General features: G+C 57.0%; 17 protein-coding genes. 13 read left to right on the top strand and 4 right to left on the bottom strand.

Annotation, left to right across the window (positions count from 1 at the left end; translation table 11 throughout):
• Window positions 1-58 precede the first annotated feature (58 nt).
• Together FD37_RS09390 and FD37_RS09385 are read left to right on the top strand one after the other, a co-directional pair.
• On the top strand, window positions 59-1,081 hold the full coding sequence (locus tag FD37_RS09390; protein WP_056964981.1) for a lipoate--protein ligase: 1,023 nt from the start codon (window positions 59-61) through the stop codon (window positions 1,079-1,081).
• A gap of 128 nt (window positions 1,082-1,209) precedes the next feature.
• The gene (locus tag FD37_RS09385; protein ID WP_056964979.1) at window positions 1,210-2,262 is read left to right on the top strand and encodes an LCP family protein; all 1,053 of its coding nucleotides are present in this window, start codon (window positions 1,210-1,212) and stop codon (window positions 2,260-2,262) included.
• 62 nt (window positions 2,263-2,324) lie between these two features.
• Here FD37_RS09385 and FD37_RS09380 read toward each other — a convergent pair whose 3' ends face one another.
• Window positions 2,325-2,996, bottom strand: coding sequence for an EAL domain-containing protein (locus FD37_RS09380; RefSeq protein WP_056964977.1), 672 nt, complete (start codon window positions 2,994-2,996; stop codon window positions 2,325-2,327).
• Between the two features lie 286 nt (window positions 2,997-3,282).
• Here FD37_RS09380 and FD37_RS09375 point away from each other — a divergent pair, with 286 nt between their 5' ends.
• Together FD37_RS09375 and FD37_RS09370 are read left to right on the top strand one after the other, a co-directional pair.
• The gene (locus FD37_RS09375; RefSeq protein WP_056964975.1) at window positions 3,283-4,407 is read left to right on the top strand and encodes a GGDEF domain-containing protein; all 1,125 of its coding nucleotides are present in this window, start codon (window positions 3,283-3,285) and stop codon (window positions 4,405-4,407) included.
• Window positions 4,408-4,499: 92 nt separating this feature from the next.
• A complete protein-coding gene (locus FD37_RS09370; RefSeq protein WP_045808240.1) occupies window positions 4,500-4,703 on the top strand; it encodes a hypothetical protein in 204 nt (67 codons plus the stop codon).
• 84 nt (window positions 4,704-4,787) lie between these two features.
• On the opposite strand, the gene FD37_RS09365 is transcribed toward FD37_RS09370, so the two are convergent.
• Window positions 4,788-5,117, bottom strand: coding sequence for a hypothetical protein (locus tag FD37_RS09365; protein ID WP_045808241.1), 330 nt, complete (start codon window positions 5,115-5,117; stop codon window positions 4,788-4,790).
• A 166-nt stretch (window positions 5,118-5,283) separates the two neighbouring features.
• On the opposite strand from FD37_RS09365, the gene FD37_RS09360 reads away from it, so the two are divergent.
• The 3 genes from FD37_RS09360 to FD37_RS09350 all read left to right on the top strand — a co-directional run bounded on the left by FD37_RS09360 (window position 5,284) and on the right by FD37_RS09350 (window position 10,137).
• A complete protein-coding gene (locus FD37_RS09360) occupies window positions 5,284-7,020 on the top strand; it encodes an ABC transporter ATP-binding protein (RefSeq protein ID WP_056964974.1) in 1,737 nt (578 codons plus the stop codon).
• On the top strand, window positions 7,013-8,854 hold the full coding sequence (locus tag FD37_RS09355) for an ABC transporter ATP-binding protein (protein ID WP_045808243.1): 1,842 nt from the start codon (window positions 7,013-7,015) through the stop codon (window positions 8,852-8,854). Before FD37_RS09360 ends, FD37_RS09355 begins: the two co-directional genes overlap by 8 nt.
• A gap of 239 nt (window positions 8,855-9,093) precedes the next feature.
• Window positions 9,094-10,137 (top strand): serine hydrolase domain-containing protein, encoded by a 1,044-nt coding sequence (locus FD37_RS09350; protein WP_056964971.1) that lies wholly within the window; start codon window positions 9,094-9,096, stop codon window positions 10,135-10,137.
• Window positions 10,138-10,201: 64 nt separating this feature from the next.
• Here FD37_RS09350 and FD37_RS09345 read toward each other — a convergent pair whose 3' ends face one another.
• Together FD37_RS09345 and FD37_RS09340 are read right to left on the bottom strand one after the other, a co-directional pair.
• Window positions 10,202-10,906, bottom strand: a complete 705-nt coding sequence (locus FD37_RS09345) for a type 1 glutamine amidotransferase (RefSeq protein ID WP_045808245.1) — start codon at window positions 10,904-10,906, stop codon at window positions 10,202-10,204.
• A complete protein-coding gene (locus FD37_RS09340) occupies window positions 10,903-12,252 on the bottom strand; it encodes a Mur ligase family protein (RefSeq protein ID WP_056964966.1) in 1,350 nt (449 codons plus the stop codon). Before FD37_RS09340 ends, FD37_RS09345 begins: the two co-directional genes overlap by 4 nt.
• A 188-nt stretch (window positions 12,253-12,440) precedes the next feature.
• Between FD37_RS09340 and FD37_RS09335 the strand changes: the two genes are divergently transcribed.
• From FD37_RS09335 to upp, 6 genes are all read left to right on the top strand, one after another.
• Entirely contained in the window at window positions 12,441-13,025 is a 585-nt protein-coding gene (locus FD37_RS09335) for a thymidine kinase (protein WP_045808247.1), read from the top strand.
• Window positions 13,026-13,045: 20 nt separating this feature from the next.
• A complete protein-coding gene (gene prfA, locus FD37_RS09330) occupies window positions 13,046-14,131 on the top strand; it encodes a peptide chain release factor 1 (RefSeq protein WP_045808248.1) in 1,086 nt (361 codons plus the stop codon).
• On the top strand, window positions 14,124-14,969 hold the full coding sequence (prmC, locus tag FD37_RS09325; RefSeq protein WP_056964965.1) for a peptide chain release factor N(5)-glutamine methyltransferase: 846 nt from the start codon (window positions 14,124-14,126) through the stop codon (window positions 14,967-14,969). Before prfA ends, prmC begins: the two co-directional genes overlap by 8 nt.
• A 67-nt stretch (window positions 14,970-15,036) precedes the next feature.
• A complete protein-coding gene (locus FD37_RS09320; protein ID WP_056964964.1) occupies window positions 15,037-16,053 on the top strand; it encodes an L-threonylcarbamoyladenylate synthase in 1,017 nt (338 codons plus the stop codon).
• Window positions 16,054-16,137: 84 nt separating this feature from the next.
• Window positions 16,138-17,379, top strand: coding sequence for a serine hydroxymethyltransferase (gene glyA, locus FD37_RS09315; protein WP_045808251.1), 1,242 nt, complete (start codon window positions 16,138-16,140; stop codon window positions 17,377-17,379).
• Window positions 17,380-17,473: 94 nt separating this feature from the next.
• The gene (upp, locus tag FD37_RS09310) at window positions 17,474-18,103 is read left to right on the top strand and encodes a uracil phosphoribosyltransferase (RefSeq protein WP_045808252.1); all 630 of its coding nucleotides are present in this window, start codon (window positions 17,474-17,476) and stop codon (window positions 18,101-18,103) included.
• The last annotated feature ends 344 nt before the right edge of the window (window positions 18,104-18,447 follow it).

The following is an 18,447-nucleotide window of genomic DNA, read 5'->3' as shown; positions in this document are numbered from 1 at the left end:
CCGGTAGCGGTTTCATTTCGTGGTATGATAACCCTAGACAATTTAAGGGGATGACACCTTGCGTTATTTAACCAGTGACAGTACGGATATTCGCCAGAACCTGGCCGTGGAGACCTATTTGATGGAACACGCCGACCTGACGGAACCGATTCTTTATTTCTACATTAATTCACCCTGCATCATCGTGGGGCGGTACCAAAACGTCTTGGCGGAGATCAACCAGCAATACGTGCAGGATCACCAGATCATTTTGACCCGGCGGACCTCCGGGGGTGGGGCGGTCTACGACGACCTCGGCAACGTCAGCTTCAGCTTCATCACCCGGGATGACGGGGATGCCGTGGGCAACTTCAAGCGCTTCACGGATCCGGTGATTAAGGCCCTTTACCAGATGGGAGCGACCGGCGCGGCGATGACCGGGCGCAATGACCTGACCATCGACGGCAAGAAGTTCTCGGGCAACGCGATGCACGTGGAAAACGGCCGGATGTTCTCGCACGGCACGCTGATGTACGACGTCGACCAGACCCAGATTGCCAAGGCCCTGAACGTGCCGGCCGATAAACTGGCGACGAAGGGCATTCGCTCGGTCAAGAGCCGGGTCACCAACCTGCGCCCGTACTGTGCGCCCGAATACCAGCACCTGACCATTGAAGAGTTTCGGGACACCCTGGCCAAGGAGATCTTGGGACTGGATGATTTGGCGCAGGCACACCGCTACGACTTGACGGCTCAGGACCGGGCGGGCATTCAAGCGCTCGCCGACCAGTACTTTAATAATTGGGACTGGATCTACGGCAAGGATCCCGCCTACGACCTGACGCGGCGGCAGCATTTCCCAGCTGGGACCGTCGAGTTTGACCTCAACGTCGCCGAAGGGCACATCCGGGCGATTCAGATTCACGGCGACTTCTTCGGCCAGCGCCCGATTCGAGACGTCACGGATCGGCTCACCGGGATTCCCTACACGCCCGCGGCGATTCAGGCGGTCTTTGACCAACTGGACGTGCCGAGCTACTTCGGCAAGATCCCCGCGGCTGACCTGGTCGCCTTACTGGCGCACCAACCCACGGCTAGATAGTTGGGATTTGATTAAGATTTCGGTTGACTTAGAAATGGTTAAGGCCCGCCGCCTATAATGGACGAGTCACAAATTGAATAACCACCGCCGGTGAAGGGCCGTGCGGATGAAAGGACGGCTATGACCCGATGCAACGGCAAAGAAAACGGCGCCACCCAGTGCGCAACATACTACTTTTAATTCTATTCGTGGGACTTCTTGGAGGCGTGGCTTACGGGGTTCACCGTTACCAAAGCTTACAGAACACCGTCAAGCAATCCTTTAAGGCCTCGGGGGTCACCAAGATCCGTAACGTGGACCAGCAGTTGGCCCAAAAGAAGCCCGTCTCGATCCTCTTGATGGGGACCGATACCGGGGCCTTGGGGCGGACCTTCCAGGGCCGGACGGACAGCATGATGGTGGTGACCATCAATCCGAAGACTAATAAGACCACGATCACCAGTATTCCGCGGGATACGGCGGTCAACATTCCGGGCTACGAGAGTCAGTCGCCGGCCAAAATCAACGCGGCGTACGCGTGGGGCCAGTCGAAGACGGCCATTACCACGGTCCAGAAGATGTTGAACGTCCCCATCGACTTCTACGCCATCATTAACATGGGTGGCATGGAAAAAATCATCAACGAAGTGGGCGGCGTGACCCTCAAGCCGACCCTGAGCTTCAGCTACGGCGGGTACACCTTTAAGAAGGGCGTCACCACCCACATGAACGGGAAGAAGGCCCTGGCCTACGCCCGGATGCGGGACGACGATCCCCTGGGGGACTACGGCCGGCAGACCCGGCAACGCAAGGTCATCATGGCGCTCTTGAACAAGAGCAACTCGATTTCCACGTTACTGAACCAGGACTTCGTGTCGTCACTGTCGAAGCAGACCCAGACCGACCTGACGTTTAACGACCTGACGGCGCTGGCCCAGAACTACCGCGCGGCGACGAAGCACATCAAGACCACTCACCTGCAGGGGACCAGTCAGACCATCGATGCCCAGAGCATGGAGGTGGCCAGCAAGTCCGAGCTTCAGCGGGTCACGAACTTTATTCGCAAGGGCTTGAGCCTAAGCCACGCCACGACCGGGAAAATCGCGATCATGACGGGGTCGGATGGCACCACTACCGACGGTACCACCACGACGGCGGATTCTACCCAAAATGACCAGAATAACGGTGGCGGAAACTTCTAAAAAATGGCAAAATAAACGGGCATCTCAAAAAATGAGATACCCGTTTTTGCGTGTCAGGTGGCTTAATCGCCGTCGAGTTTAAAGAGGTGGGGCTTACCGTAGTACCAGCCCTGGCGGAAGTCGATGCCCAAGTCGTTGGCCATCTCGTGTTCCGCTTCGTTTTCGACCCCTTCTAGGATCAGGCGGAGGTGGTGCTGGTCGGCCACGTCCTTCCAGAACTTGAGGTTTTCGGGGATTTGATCGGCGCGGCCTTCCTGTCGAAAGTTTTGCATGGCGAATTTGATTTCGCTGGCGTAGGGCAGGATCGGCTTGAGGTGGCCGTAGGTGTTGATTCCCGTGCCGATGTCGTCCAGGCTAAGCTGAATCCCGTGTTCGTCAAAGTAGTGGACCTGGTCGATGATTTGACGGTTGGTGATGTGCTCGTCGGTTTTTTCCTCGGTCACTTCCAACACCAGATTAATTGGATAAATCTGCTTTTGCGCGGTGATGATGGCCTCGGCGATGCGCTCATCGATGAACTGACTCTGGTTGGTGTTAAACGACACGGAGCCAATCTTTAAGAGCAGTTTCTGCGCGGTTCGGCGAATCAGATCGGCCTGCACGTCGATGGGGATGGAAGCGAAGTCGTGGGGCAGCACCCACTTACCATCCACCCGTTGCCGAATCAACAGTTCGTAACCGATGAGTGAATTGTTGGAGGCATCTAGCTGTGGTTGTAAAAAGTAGCGGTACATGGAACCAATTCCCCCTTAATCAAGAAGCTTTGTCTTCATCATACTGTATTTCCAGCACGGAATGTAGGGGAAGTTGGGGAAAATGTCAGCTTTCTGCGACTTTTCCGGAAGTCATCAACCGCCTAATATAATATATTATATAAAATTTTATGGTTTTATCATATGTTTTGCTTTATAGTAAGGGTAGTCGTTAACCTTACCAACTGGGAATAATTTTAACTGCTGGTTGACCTAAAGGTTAAATAAACACGGATTTAAACAAATGATAGATGAGGAGCCTGATGAAATGACTTGGTCAATGTGGCTAGTACCACCCTTTGCAACCAGTATCTTTTTTGTGTTGGGCGTGATCACCCTCTACTGGTCAATCTTTAATTGGGTCACGGTCAAGGTCGAATCGCAAAAAAAGCCCGTTGATATCAAGAAGGTGCAGATTATGGTGGGGGCTGCGTGTGCGGTCGTGTCCATCTTCGGTCTTCAGCTGTTGGTGCGGGATAGCCATCTTTCCTGGACCTTTACCAGTTTTCAATTGCTCATTCTAATCTTCGTCGCCTACTTCCTGCAGGTGCACATTCCTTACTGGTTGATCATCGTGACCGGGATTGCCTTCATGCTGGTGAACGGCAACATTAATCAGCCGCTCTCCTGGCTGTACACCGCCATCTTTGGCGTGTTCTACGCGGTCTCGTACGTTCAAAGCGTCCGGATGTGGCCACGGCCGTTCCTGCGGTACTTCGTCACGGCGTTGTTGTTCGCCCTGGTGCTGTGGGGCTTCGTCAAGTTTCGCTTTGCCCTGGCCTGGACGACCTACGCCGAGGAAATTATCAACTACCTGATTTTGGCCGCCCTGATGTACGGGTACTTCAACATTCAGGACAAGGACCGACGCATCAAGGACCGCCTGTTCCAGGCGGCCAACTGGGATGCGCTGACCCGGGTGAAGAACTACGCGGCGTATGACCGCGAGATCGGGTACCAGTTCCACCATAGCGTGGCGCACCACCAGGACTTGGCGATGATCATGTTCGATATCGACCACTTCAAGCACGTCAACGATACCTACGGGCACTTGGCCGGGGATGAAGTCCTGAAGAAGGTGGCTTCGACGGTGACCGATATCCTGAAGAAGCACGGTGCCGGCATCACCCTGTACCGAACCGGGGGCGAGGAGTTCAACATCATCGTGCCCGACGGAACGGTCGAGGAAGCCCAAGTCATTGCGCAGGAGGTCTTCGATGCAGTGGCGGATACCGAGGTCACTTATAATGAAGCGACGATTCACGTGACGTTGTCGATCGGGGTCTCGACCCTGACCGTGAAGGATCGCAACCCACTGGACTTCTACAAGCGGGTCGACGCCAACCTGTACCACTCGAAGAAGAACGGACGGATGCAGATCACGGTGAGTTAGGCGGGCGTTTCTTGACCGCTGAATCGCGTGTCTTTTGCCCGCAAAGTCGGTATAATAGATGAACGCGTAAGCATACAAAGGGGGGACAGCGCGTGATTTTGGGATTATTGTTATTGCTCTTACTTTTTCCCATCTTGCGGTTAGTTTTCGGCCTGGCGGGGTGGCTCCTCGGCTTGGTCGGGACGTTGATCGTGGGGGCCATCGTGTTGGTGGCCTTTGCCGCATTGTTTAAGTTTTTCCTGGTGGCCGTGGTGGTCATCGCCGGTGTCTGGGCGTCCCGCGCCATCTTTAGTTAGTGGCGCCAGCGTTACCCGGATAGCCAAAAATTGACAAAAATAAGGATTCAAGGCCGCGGCCCTGAATCCTTTTCTTATCGGAAACTATTCGAACGAGATCTCGACGAGGTAGGCGTGTTCGGCGGGAACGTGGCCCGTCGTGATCCAGACTTCCCGGTAATCGAGTTTGGAGCTGTGCGTCCGCTCGAAGAAATCGTTGAGCAGGTCGCCGTGCATCGCCAGAAAGTCGTCACTCATGCGGTTCACGACCAGGTGGCCCACTGGAAAATAGAGGTCAACGTTGGCGACGGGAACACTGTCCGGAACGCTCACGGTCACGAGGTTGCTGTTGCGTTGTTGAATGAAGCGAACGTGCTGGGTGTGTCGGTGGATATACGTCAGCACGTTGTAGATGGAATCTGAATTGCTCGCCACGATTGTCTTACTCCCTTCGGTGGTTATATTGTAACAAATTTTGTGAGGATTACCAGTTTTCCACATGAGCTCCTAATTGCAAAAGGTTAGTAGATGAGTATAATTGTTGCATATGCAGTTTTGCAAATTTTTATAGAGTATACGAAAGAAAGAAGGCCAAAATCTTATGATGCGACTTGCCCGAAAACACCTAGATTGGTGGGCAGTGATCCTCGCAGTTGGATTCATGATCATTCAGGTCGCCTGTGACTTGTCGTTGCCGACGCTAACCTCGAACATCATTGACAAGGGGATCGCGAACAACGACATCGGTTACATCTGGCGCACCGGTGGCCAAATGCTGCTCCTGAGTTTTATTGGGGTGTTGGGGGCTGCCGGGAACGTTTACTTTGCGGCGACCCAATCGCAAAAGATGGGACAACGAATCCGCACCGGCATCTTCAAGAAGGTGACGTTCTCATCGACCGAGGAATTTGAAACGATCGGGAACGCGTCACTGATTACGCGGACCACCAACGACGTGGTGCAAATTCAAAACGTCATGGTGCAGATGCTGCGGATGATGCTGATGGCGCCAATCATGCTGATTGGGGCCGGCATCTTAGCCTACCTCAAGAGTCCCCGGTTGACCTTGGTCTTCTTGGTGGCCTTACCCGTCCTCGCCATTTTTGTCGGGGCCATTATGTTCTTTGCGGTGCCATTATTCAAGAGCCTCCAAAAGAAGATTGACCGCATCAACCTGATTTTCCGGGAAGGCTTGACGGGGGTGCGGGTCATCCGCTCCTTTAACCAGGATCAGTTCGAACAGGACCGCTTCGAAGGGGCCAACCAGGACTACACCAAAACGGGGATCAAGGTCTTCATGATCGTGTCCCTGATGTTCCCCGTGATCACGTTGATCATCAGTGGAACGAACATTGGGATCGTTTGGTATGGGGGTCAATTAATTGCCCACCAAGCCATGGAAGTCGGAAACCTGGTCGCGTTCATGACGTACGCCATGCAGATTCTGATCAGTTTCATGATGGTCTCCATGGTCTTCGTCTTCGTCCCGCGGGCTCAGGCCTCAGCGGCGCGGATCAATGAGGTCATGGACCTCAAGTCGAAGATCAACGACGCCGACCAGCCCGTGGATGTGCCCACCGACCAACCGGCCAGCCTGGCGTTTGACCACGTGGACTTCCGGTATACCGGGGCCGAAAAACTGGCCCTGGCCGACGTGAACTTCACCGCTACGGCGGGACAAACGGTCGCGATTATCGGGGGGACCGGGTCTGGGAAATCGACCCTGGTCAACCTGATTCCACGGTTATTTGACCCCGAAAGCGGTCAGATCCGCCTGAACGGTGTCGGGCTGACGGCGATTAGTCAGCAGGCCCTGCACGCCGCCGTCTCCATCACGCAGCAAAAGGCCGTCCTGTTCTCCGGGACCGTCCGGAGCAACATGGTCTACGGCATGGCCGACGCCACGGACGACCAGATCTGGCACGCCCTAGACGTGGCCCAGGCCAGCGACTTTATTCGTGAAGCCGGGGGGCTGGACGCCGTGGTCGAACAGAACGGGGATAACTTCTCCGGGGGCCAACGGCAACGCTTAGTGATTGCCCGGACCATTCTGAAGCCGGCGAGCGTCTACGTCTTTGACGATTCGTTCTCCGCGCTGGACTTTAAGACCGACGCCCAGTTACGGGAACACCTGCGCCAGGACCAACAGGTTCAGGCCGGGGTGACCGTCATCGTGGCGCAACGGGTCTCGACCGTCGCCGATGCCGATCTGATTCTGGTGATCGATGGCGGGAAGATCGTGGGTCAAGGGACGCACGACGAATTGAAACAAACGAACCAGACGTATCAAGAAATTCTGGATTCACAATTACGGAAGGGGGATGCGACGAATGCGTAATGGACGTGGTTCAGCAACGATTCAACGGCCCCAAAGTTTTTGGAAAACGACCGGGCGCTTGTTCCGCTACATGCGTCGCTGGATTCCCGGTATCGCGGTGGTCTTGGTATTTGCCGCGGCTTCCGTGATCCTGCAGATTAGAACCCCTAAGATTCTGGGGGAAGCCACCACCGAACTGTTTAAGGGGGTCATGAAGGGGACCGCCGAGCTCAAGGCGGGGATTCACCTGACGGGCCTGCCGGTCGACTTCGGTAAGATCGGCCACATCCTGGTGGTCGTCGGCATCCTGTATGCCGGGTCGGCGCTCTTTGGGATCGTCCAGCAGGTCGTCATGAACTACATTGCCCAGAAGGTCGTGTACCAACTGCGGCGGGACCTGAAGGACAAGATGCAACACCTGCCGATCGGTTATTACGATACCCATAGTAACGGGGACCTGATGTCCCGGATGGCCAACGATATGGATAACATCGGGGGAACGCTGCAACAGACGCTCTCCCAAATGGTGACCAGTGTTCTGACCTTCTTCGGGGTCTTGTACATGATGCTGACCATTAGTGGGTGGCTGACCCTGGTCGCGTTGATCTCCGTGCCACTGAGTCTCTTGGTGGTCATGATCGTGGCGCCGCGGTCACAGAAGTTCTTTGCCAGTCAGCAAAAGAACCTGGGGCTGTTGAACAACACGGTCGAGGAAACCTTCGCCGGGCACACCGTGGTCAAGACGTTTAACCAAGAAAAGAACGCGCAGGACCAATTCGAAGAGCATAACCAAAAGTACTACAAATCGGCTTGGAAGGCCCAATTCGTCTCCAGCCTGATTTTCCCATTAATGAACTTCGTGAAGAACCTGGACTACCTGGCCGTCGCCGTTATCGGGGGCATCCAGGTGGCCAACGGAACGGTCAGCTTGGGGAACGTGCAGGCCTTCCTGCAGTATACCAACCAGTTCTCCCAGCCAATTACCCAGATGGCCAACCTGACCAACACGATTCAGGCGACGATTGCGTCGGCTGAGCGGGTGTTCGCGGTGTTGGACGAGGACGATATGCCGGCCACGGCCAACACGACGGTGCCCGCACAGGTCGGCGCCGATGGCAACGTCATCGCCTTTAATGACGTGAGCTTCCAGTACGTGCCGGACAAGCCGCTGATTGAGAACTTCAATCTGCAGGTGAAGCCGGGTGAGATGGTGGCCATCGTTGGCCCGACCGGGGCCGGGAAGACGACCATCATTAACCTGCTGGAGCGCTTCTACGACCTCGACGCTGGGGAAATCCAGTACCGGGGACAGGACACGCACGCGGTCTCACGGACCGATTTGCGAAAGCACTTCGCGATGGTGCTGCAAGACACCTGGCTATTTACCGGGTCGATCTTCGATAACATCAAGTACGGCCGCGAAGACGCGACCGACGAGGACGTGTACGCGGCGGCCAAGGCGGCCCACGCGGACACCTTCATCCGGCAATTGCCGGACGGGTACGACACGGTCCTGAACGAAGCCGCGACGAACATTTCGCAGGGGCAACGGCAATTGCTGACGATTGCCCGGGCCTTCGTGGCTGATCCGGACGTGTTGATCCTGGATGAGGCGACGAGTTCCGTCGATACCCGGACCGAAATGTTGATTCAACACGCGATGCAGCGGTTGTTGGCGGGCCGGACCAGCTTCGTGGTAGCCCACCGGTTATCGACGATTCAGAATGCCGAAAACATCGTGGTGATGAACCACGGGCACATCGTCGAGACGGGGAACCACCAGACGCTGTTAGCGGCCAACGGCTTCTACGCCGACCTCTACAACAGTCAGTTTGCGGGGAATAATCTCGCGTAACTGAAATTGAATAGCGTGAATAAAAGAGTCCGGGCAACCGGGCTCTTTTGGCGTTATCAGGAGGCTAGGGTATGCTGGCACTCAGCTGGGCCGTGCCCCCCGTTCCAGCCCCCTTTTTGCCGTCCCCGGAAGCGCTGAGGACGTCGCAGCAACCCCGGTCACCGAATCAGCCGCGGGTGGTGAGTTGTGTTTCCCCCGCGATTGCGGTTAAATGGAGACCAGAGGAAAGAAGGGATTAGATGGCGTATCAAGCAACCAAGGCCGCGCTACAGCGGTTGGTCACGGACGGGACCGTTCCGGGCGTCAGCTACGCATTGATCGATGGTGACCGGGTCGAAACGGGGGAACTGGGCGTCGCCGCTATCGTGCCCCACACCGAACCCCTCCGGGCGGGGATGACCTACGACGTCGCCTCGCTGACCAAGGTGGTCGGGACGTTGACGGTGACGCTGCAGTTACTCGCCGAGGGGCGCCTCACGCTGGACGCGCCGATTACCCGGTGGCTGCCGGCTTGGCCGGATGCGCGCGTGACGGTGCGGCATCTGCTGACCCACACGTCGGGCATCACGGGGTACATCCCCAACCGTAACCAGCTCGGGGCCGCGGACCTGACCCGCGCCTTACTTGGCCTGCACGTGGGGCCGACCTTTAACCGGCGGATGGTGTATGCCGACGTGAACTACATCTTCATGGGCTGGATCATCGAGGCGATTCTGGGCGAGCCGGTCCAGGTCGCCGTGCAAAAACGGGTGCTGACGCCCTTGGGGATGACCCACAGCACCTTTACGCCCGCTCAGCCTGCCGACTGTGTCCCCACGGCGGTGACCGTGGACCGCGGGTTGCTGCGGGGCGTCGTCCACGACCCCAAGGGCTACGTGCTTCAACGACGCTGCGGCTCGGCGGGGCTCTTTACCACCGTGGATGACCTGGTCCGCTTCTGCCAGGCGTACTGTCAGCCGGAGGCCTCGGCCGGGGTGTTGCCGGCTGACTGGGTCCGGCGGCTGGTGGCTGATTGGACGCCCAATGGCCACGCCGGCCGGTCGTTGGGGTGGGCGTTGACCGCGACGCAGTGGCCCACGGCACACCGGGTTATCTGGCATTCCGGCTTTACCGGGACGTACCTGGTGATCGATCCGCTGACCCGCCAGGCGATGGTCTTCTTGACCAACCGGGTCCACCCGGTGGCGCCGAACCTGCCGTACCTGGACCAGCGCAACGCCGTGATTGGCACCTACCTGGCCGAGAAGAGCCGCGAATCACCCATGAACCCATCAATTTATTAAAAAAATAGCCGCGCAGGCGACCCGAGAAGGGCCCTTGCGCGGCTATTGTGGTTGAACTGATTTTTTAGAAGGTTGCCGGAATCGGTAAGGCTTCCTGTTGACTGAAGTCGTCCTGCGGGAACTTGCGTTTTAAGGCGGCGACCAGCAGGTGCTTGGCGATGTCGCCGTTGCGGGTCAGGATCGGGCCGTGGAAGTAGGAGCAGTAGACGTTCTTGTAGATGGCGCCTTCCGTTCCGTCCTCGCCGTTATTCCCCTTACCGGAGACCACGTTGCCTAGGGGCCGTTCGCCCTTGCCAATGAAGGTCCGTCCTTGGTGGTTCTCGAAGCCGTGGTAGGTCTCACCGGTCTCCTGGTTCTTGATGACGATGTCGCCGATGAACCGGTGGTTGTCCTGCGCCAGGGTGTAGTGGTCGAGGGCGCCGATGCCGGGCAGTTTTTCCCCGTCGGCCCCGATGTAGTAGTGCCCCAGCAGTTGGTAGCCCCCACAGATGGCGAGCAGGGGACCGCCGGACTCGATGAACTTGATCAGCTCCGCCTTCTTGGTCTGGATGTCCTTGGCGACGATGGTCTGTTCGAAGTCCTGCCCCCCGCCGAAGAAGGCCAAGTCAAAGTCCGCGGCCCGGAAGTCCTCTTCCAGGCTGACGATTTTGACGTTCAGCTTCACGTCCATTTGCTTGGCATAGTAGTTGAGGGCGAGGATGTTGCCGACATCCCCGTAGGTATTCATCAGGTCACCGTACAGATGGGCGACGTTTAAGGTGTAGGTCATACGCCGAGTCCCTCCTTGATATAGCCTTTGCTAGCTAAAATCTTGCGTAATTGCAGCATTGCCGTGTAGGTCGCGAGCACGTAGACCCGGTCGGTCGGCACTTCCTTGATGCGGTCGACCACCTTTTCTAAGCTGGGCTCCACGATGTGCTTGTCGTCCGGCACGCCGGCGACCTTCAACCGGAACGTGATATCCTTGTACCGTTCGCCCCCGGTAATGAAGGTCGGGATGTTCAGGTCGGCCAACTGCTCGAAGTCACCGTCCCAAATCCAGCTGGTATCGATTCCGTCGGCATAGTTGGCGTTGAGCAGCCCCACAAAGGAGAAGGCCTGCTTGTCGGTCCCAATCATGTGCAGGACTTGGTCGAGGCCCACGGGGTTCTTGACCAGGATGATGGTGACCTGCTTGCCGTCCACGTCGATGACCTCTTGGCGGCCGAAGACCCGTTCGTTGGCCGTAAAGGCGTGGGCAATCTGCTGGGGTTCGACCCCAAGGAAACGACCGACCGAATAAGCGGCCAGGGCGTTGTAGATATTGTAGGTGCCCCCCACGTGGATCTCGAAGGCGTGGCCGTCGACGTCAAATTGGGACGAGGTCGGGGTCTGTTCGCCGAGCTTGGTCAGGCGGTAGGTCAACTCCGGTCGTTCGAAGCCGCAGTTCGGGCAGAAGTACTTACCCTGGTTGCTGTAGGTCAACGAGTGGTAGTGCAGGATGTGCTGACAGTGCGGGCACAGGACCCCGTCCGTATTGGGCTTGGCCTTGAAGTCCCGGTCAGGCTGATTATCGAACCCGTAGTACTGAATCGGGTTGGGTAACTGTTTGGAGTTAAAGATGGGGGAGTCCCCGTTGGCAATGATGGTGGCATCAGGTGCCAGGGCGACACCGTCAAGAATTTTTTGGTAGGTCGTGTAGATTTCACCGTACCGGTCCATTTGGTCCCGGAAGATGTTGGTGAACACGAACGCCTTGGGTTGAATGTATTTGGTGACCTTGATCACGTTCGCCTCGTCGACCTCTAAGACTGCTAGGGGCCGGCCGGTCTTGGGCCGTTGGGCGTTTAAGAAGGTCGTGACGATTCCTTGCTCCATGTTTGATCCCGTGGGGTTGGTCAGAATCGACGGATATTTCTCGTGCAAGACGGACACCGTTAAGGCGGTGGTCAACGTTTTACCGTTGGTCCCGGTGATAACGATCACGTCGTACTTAGCGCCCAGCGACCGCAGAATGTGCGGGTCTAACTTGAGCGTGATTTTACCTGGCAGAGAACTGCCACCGTGTAGAAAGGTGTGGAGAAACCAATAGGACGATTTCCCCGCAAAGGTCGCAACGCCGCTTCGCAATGACATGGATGATTTCGCTCCTTAAATAAAACTAGGTTCTTACTCAAGCCTTAATTCTAGCATTTTTTCCGCTAATAGGGGAGCCGACGACTTGAACTTTGCGAAAAAGCAAAGAAACTTTCGGGACGGTTGGTCGAATTTTCCACTAGAATCGGCTATAATAGATTGAAAACTGTCAAAAAGGTGGGAGAAACGTGGCGCAGCTCTTTTTTCGGTACGGCGCAATGAACAGCGGGAAGACCATAGAAATCCTAAAGGTCGCCCACAACTATGAGGAACAGAACAAGCGGGTCATTATTATGACCAGTGGGTTGGATACCCGTGATGGGGTGGGGTCCATTGCGAGTCGCATCGGGTTGAAACGCCCCGCGCACGCCATCTTCAAAACGACCGACGTTTATCAGGAGGTCAAGCGCCTCGACGCGCACGCAAACTGTGTGCTGATCGACGAGGCTCAGTTTTTGACCAAGGCCCACGTGTTGCAGTTGGCCAAGATCGTCGACGAGTTGAAGATCCCGGTCATGACCTTTGGGCTGAAGAACGACTTTCGCAACGAGTTGTTCGAAGGGTCCAAATACCTTCTATTGTATGCGGATAAGATTGAGGAAATGAAGACCATTTGTTGGTTCTGCACCAAGAAGGCCATCATGAACCTGCGCTTTCACGACGGGCAACCCGTGTACGAGGGGGAGCAGGTCCAAATTGGCGGGAACGAAGCCTACTATCCCGTTTGTCGGCGCCACTACTTTAATCCACCATTGGATCAAATCGGTAAATAACGAAACGAGGTTAACACTCTATGGATGAAATGTTTGACAAGTTACAGGCCGTAGCCGACCGCTACGACGAATTAAATGAATTGATCAGTGACCCCGAAGTCATTGCGGACACCCAGAAGTTCATGGCCCTGTCCAAGGAAGAGGGCGAACTGCGAGAAACGGTCGATAAGTATCACCAATACCAGGACGTGACCAAGCAGATCAAGGATGACGATGAGCTGTTGCGCGAAAAGCTCGATGGCGACATGGAAGCCATGGTCAAGGACGAGCTCAAGGACCTGACCGAACAAAAGGCCCAACTCGAAGAGGACATCAAGGTCTTACTGCTGCCGAAGGACCCCAACGATGACAAGAACATCATCATGGAAATCCACGGGGCCGCCGGTGGGGATGAAGCCAGTTTGTTCGCCGCGGACTTGTTCAGCATGTACTCCAAGTACGCCGAACGCCAGGGCTGGAAGACGGAGATCATCGATGAGAACGCGACCGAGGTCGGCGGTTTCAAGGAAATCGTCATGATGATCTCCGGCGACAAGGTCTACTCCAAGCTGAAGTACGAAAACGGTGCGCACCGGGTCCAACGGGTTCCCGTTACGGAATCGGCGGGCCGGGTCCACACCAGTACTGCGACCGTCGGGGTCATGCCCGAAGAAGAGGACGTCGACATCGATATCGACCCGAAGGACATTCGGACCGACGTATACCGGTCATCCGGTGCCGGTGGGCAACATATCAACAAGACGTCGTCAGCCGTGCGGATGACCCACTTGCCGACCGGTATCGTCGTGGCCATGCAAGACGAACGGTCCCAACAGCAAAACCGGGCCAAGGCCATGCAGATCTTAAAGGCCCGGGTCTACGACTACTACAAGCAACAGGAAGAAAGTGCCTACAACGCGGAACGGAAGTCGGCCATCGGGACCGGGGACCGGTCTGAGCGGATTCGGACCTACAACTACCCGCAGAACCGGGTCACGGATCACCGTATCGGCTTGACGTTAAACAAGCTCGACCGGATCATGAACGGGGAACTCGACGACATCATCGATGCGTTGATCGTCTCCGACCAAGCGGCCAAGCTCGAAGACTTGAAGAACAATGGCTAAGCCACCGCTGACGTATTTTGCGGCCTTACGGGCTGCCCAACAGCGGTTGGCCGCGGCCCAACGCGACGAAAGCGCGGCCCAGTTTCTCCTAATGGAGACCCACCAGTGGACCTTTACGCAGCTGGTGCAGCACTACCGCGACCCCATGCCACTCACCGAGTCCCAGGTCTTAACGGATCAGGTGACGCGGGTCTGTCAGGGTGAGCCGGCCCAATACATCCTGGGTTCCGCCCCGTTTTACGGGCGGAATTTTCGGGTGACGTCGGCCACGTTGATTCCCCGTGAGGAAACGGAAGAACTGGTCGAGTGGGTCCTGGCGAGCCTGCCAGCGACCGAACAGTCGGTGGTGGACGTTGGGACCGGCAGCGGGGCGATTGCGGTCACGCTGCAGGCGGAACGACCGGCGTGGCAGGTGACCGCGACCGACATTTCGGCGGCTGCGGTGGCGGTGGCCCGCGCCAACGCCCAGCGCCTGGCCCCGGCGGTGCACTTTGCCGTGGGGGACCTGCTGGCCCCGGTGACGGGCCACCGGGTTGCCGCCATCGTATCGAACCCGCCCTACATTGACCGCGCGGAAACGGCAGTCATGGACGAGTCGGTGCGGCGTTACGAGCCGGAACAGGCCCTCTTTGCGGCCAATCACGGCCTGGCCTTTTACCAGCGATTCGCCGCGGTCTTGCCGGACTACCTGACCCCGAGCGGCCAGTTTTTTGCCGAGATCGGGTATCACCAGGGGCCGGCGGTGCGGGCGCTCTTTCAAGCGGCGCTGCCCCAGGCGACGGTCACGATTCGCCAGGATCTGAGCGGTCACGACCGGATGGTGCGCGTGCAGCTGTGATGGCCGCAGTAAGCAGGATGCATGAAGAGAGACTTAACGATAAGCGTTAGAGAAAGTGAGTACAGGAATGGACACACAAATTTTTAAACCAGATGAAGTGACGGCGGCCGCCGCCCTCTTAAAGGCGGGGCAGCTGGTGGCGTTCCCTACGGAGACCGTTTACGGCCTCGGGGCTGACGCGACCAATGAACACGCCGTCAAACAGGTGTACGCCGCCAAGGGACGGCCCAGCGACAACCCGTTGATCGTGACGGTCACGGGACCGGACATGGTCACTCAGTATACCGAGCCCTTGTCGGCAACGGCGAAGCAACTGATGCAGCACTTCTGGCCGGGATCCCTCACGCTGATCTTGAACCTGCGGCCGGGAACCCTGTCGAAGGCCGTGACCGGGGGACTGTCCACGGCGGCCTTTCGGAATCCCCAAAACCAGACCACGTTGAACCTGATTCAGGCGGCTGGGGTCCCCATCGTGGGTCCTTCGGCCAATACGTCGGGGAAGCCGAGTCCGACCCTGGCAGAACACGTGTACCATGATTTGAAGGGGAAAATCGCGGGCATCGTGGACGACGGACCCGCGGCGGTGGGCGTCGAATCCACCATCTTGGACCTGACGGCCGATGTGCCGACGATTCTGCGGCCGGGTGCCGTGACCGAGGAGGACCTGGCGGCCGTGATCGGAACGGTCCGGTCGAACCACCATAAGGTGGGGGCGACCGAGGTCCCTAAGGCGCCGGGCATGAAGTATAAGCACTATGCGCCTAATGCACAGGTCTACATCGTCGATCAGGTGACCGATTGGCCCGCCGCCTTGGCGTGGGCTCAGACCTTAGACGGTCCGGTCGGAGCCATGGCGCTCGACGACGTCTTGGCAGCCAACTCGTTGCCGGCCAACGTCGAGGCCTTTTCGCTGGGCCAAAACGTGGCGAGTGCCAGTCACCGGTTGTTCGATGGTCTCCGGCACTTCGACCTGGAATCGCCCGTGAAGACCATCCTGACCCAGGGCTTTGCGGCCACCGGGTTGGGCGCGGCCTATATGAACCGGTTGAACAAGTCGGCCGGACAAACCCATTTCCAAAAATAACGTAGATTCAGTGATGGCGGTCCCCGCTTGAACGGAAAATTTGGTAGAATGAAACCAAGTGAACCGTTCAAGGAGGGACCGCCATTGAATTATCAAGAAAAAGATCCAGCGTTATGGGACGCCATTGCCCACGAGGAGCAGCGGCAGGAAGATACGATTGAGTTGATTGCCTCGGAAAACATCGTGAGTGCTGCCGTCCGGGCCGCCCAGGGGTCGGTACTAACCAACAAGTACGCCGAGGGCTATCCGGGCAAGCGCTACTACGGGGGCACCCAGTACATCGACGTGGTCGAGCAACTCGCCATCGACCGGGCCAAACAGCTCTTTGGGGCCGAGTACGCCAACGTCCAACCCCACTCCGGGTCCCAGGCCAACCAGGCCGTTTACGCGGCGTTTCTGAAGCCGGGAGACACGATCCTGGGGATGGGCCTCGATTCCGGGGGACACCTGACCCACGGGGCCAAGGTCAACTTCTCCGGGAAGCTCTACCGGACCTTTAGCTATGGCCTGGATCCTGAAACGGAGGAACTGGACTACGCGGCGATTCGGCAACAGGCCTTAGAGGTCCGGCCACAGCTGATCGTTGCCGGGGCGTCGGCCTACTCGCGCATCATTGACTGGCAGGCTTTCCGGCGAATCGCGGACGAGGTCGGGGCGTACCTGATGGTCGACATGGCCCACATTGCCGGGCTGGTCGCGGTCGGGCTGCACCCGAGTCCCGTCGGCATCGCGGACGTGGTGACCACCACCACGCACAAGACCTTGCGGGGGCCGCGTGGGGGACTGATCCTCTCCCAGGCTGAGAACGCCAAGCGCTTGAACTCCGCCGTCTTCCCGGGCACTCAGGGGGGACCGTTGGAGCACGTGATCGCCGGCAAGGCCGCGGCCTTCTTCGAGGACCTGCAGCCGGACTTTAAGACGTACGGCCAGCACATTATCGAAAACGCCCACGCCATGGCCGATGAATTCAAGCAGGCGCCGAAGGTCCGGGTGGTCTCCGGGGGAACGGATAATCACCTGATGACCCTGGACCTGTCACAGACCGGCCTGAACGGGAAACAGGCCCAGGACCTGCTCGACAGCGTCATGATCACGACCAACAAGGAATCCATTCCAAACGAGCAACTGAGTCCCTTCAAGACGTCCGGAATCCGGTTGGGAACGCCCGCTATCACGACCCGGGGGTTCAACGCGGACGAGTCGCGTGAAGTGGCCGACCTGATCGTTAAGACGGTGCTGAACCCAACCGACGAAGCGGTGCTGACGGCCGTTCGTCAGCGGGTCCGGGCGTTAACGCAAGCCCATCCACTTTCGGCACTCCCATAAAATTGTGGTAAAAACGGTTTTATTGTTAAAAAAGTTCAGTATCGTGGTGTAAATGATGGTACAATTGTAAGAAATAATAAAGGAGCGTTTATTCATGGGGAAGTTTCAAGTACTCGACCACCCGTTGATTCAACACAAGCTGACGATCATTCGTAACAAGAACTGTGGGACCCGCAGTTTCCGCGAGGTCGTGAATGAAATCTCGACCTTAATGGCTTATGAAGTCTCACGTGACATGCCGCTACAAGACAAGGAAATCGAGACACCGGTCGCTCATATGACGGCGAAGGAACTCGCTGGAAAGAAGGTCGCCATCGTGCCGATCCTCCGTGCCGGAATTGGCATGGTCGACGGGATTTTGGAATTGATTCCAGCAGCCAAGGTTGGCCATATCGGGATGTACCGGGATGAAAAGACCTTACAGCCTCATGAATACTTTGTGAAGTTACCGTCCGACATCGATCAACGCCAGGTTTTCGTGGTGGATCCGATGTTAGCCACGGGGGGCTCCGCCATCATGGCCATCGATGCCTTGAAGAAGCGCGGCGCAAGCAACATTAAGTTTGTTTGTTTGGTTTCGGCTCCAGAAGGGGTCAAGGCCTTACAAGAAAAGCACCCAGACGTTGATATCTACACGGCAGCGCTGGATGACCATCTGAATGAAGATGGCTACATTGTTCCTGGTCTCGGTGATGCCGGTGACCGGTTATTTGGAACGAAGTAAATGATTGAAGGGTTCGGGAATATTCCCGGGCTCTTTTGTGTTTCAACGCAAAAAAAGGTTACATCCCCGGGGAAGAGTGTGCTATCATGACCCCTTGTCTGGTGCGAGCGAGCGCTTGCCTTAGGCCGCTCCAACGACGGGACAAGTCGTTGTGGGGGGTGACCATCCGGTGAACCGATGATTTTCAGTGGTTTGATTGGTCAACTAATGGGCTGAATGCGCACGCAAATAGCGTATGAAAACGCAATCATCCCCGGTATTATTAGGAATCAACGGGAATGAACCGCTTAGTAAATCCCCATAATTTTCGGGAAAATTGTTTTGTTTTTTAGGGTGATTGGTGG

Origin of the sequence: Levilactobacillus spicheri DSM 15429, from assembly GCF_001435095.1 — a bacterium.
Classification (GTDB): domain Bacteria; phylum Bacillota; class Bacilli; order Lactobacillales; family Lactobacillaceae; genus Levilactobacillus; species Levilactobacillus spicheri.
This window is presented reverse-complemented; position numbering and strand designations above follow the sequence as displayed.

Bases quoted from the DNA above. Each gene is read 5' to 3' on its own strand.
- FD37_RS09385 (WP_056964979.1), top strand. From the start codon at position 1,210: ATGCAACGGCAAAGAAAACGGCGCCACCCAGTGCGCAACATACTACTT.
- FD37_RS09380 (WP_056964977.1), bottom strand. From the start codon at position 2,996: ATGTACCGCTACTTTTTACAACCACAGCTAGATGCCTCCAACAATTCA.
- FD37_RS09375 (WP_056964975.1), top strand. From the start codon at position 3,283: ATGACTTGGTCAATGTGGCTAGTACCACCCTTTGCAACCAGTATCTTT.
- FD37_RS09360 (WP_056964974.1), top strand. From the start codon at position 5,284: ATGATGCGACTTGCCCGAAAACACCTAGATTGGTGGGCAGTGATCCTC.
- FD37_RS09355 (WP_045808243.1), top strand. From the start codon at position 7,013: ATGCGTAATGGACGTGGTTCAGCAACGATTCAACGGCCCCAAAGTTTT.
- FD37_RS09350 (WP_056964971.1), top strand. From the start codon at position 9,094: ATGGCGTATCAAGCAACCAAGGCCGCGCTACAGCGGTTGGTCACGGAC.
- FD37_RS09345 (WP_045808245.1), bottom strand. From the start codon at position 10,906: ATGACCTACACCTTAAACGTCGCCCATCTGTACGGTGACCTGATGAAT.
- FD37_RS09340 (WP_056964966.1), bottom strand. From the start codon at position 12,252: ATGTCATTGCGAAGCGGCGTTGCGACCTTTGCGGGGAAATCGTCCTAT.
- prfA (WP_045808248.1), top strand. From the start codon at position 13,046: ATGGATGAAATGTTTGACAAGTTACAGGCCGTAGCCGACCGCTACGAC.
- prmC (WP_056964965.1), top strand. From the start codon at position 14,124: ATGGCTAAGCCACCGCTGACGTATTTTGCGGCCTTACGGGCTGCCCAA.
- FD37_RS09320 (WP_056964964.1), top strand. From the start codon at position 15,037: ATGGACACACAAATTTTTAAACCAGATGAAGTGACGGCGGCCGCCGCC.
- upp (WP_045808252.1), top strand. From the start codon at position 17,474: ATGGGGAAGTTTCAAGTACTCGACCACCCGTTGATTCAACACAAGCTG.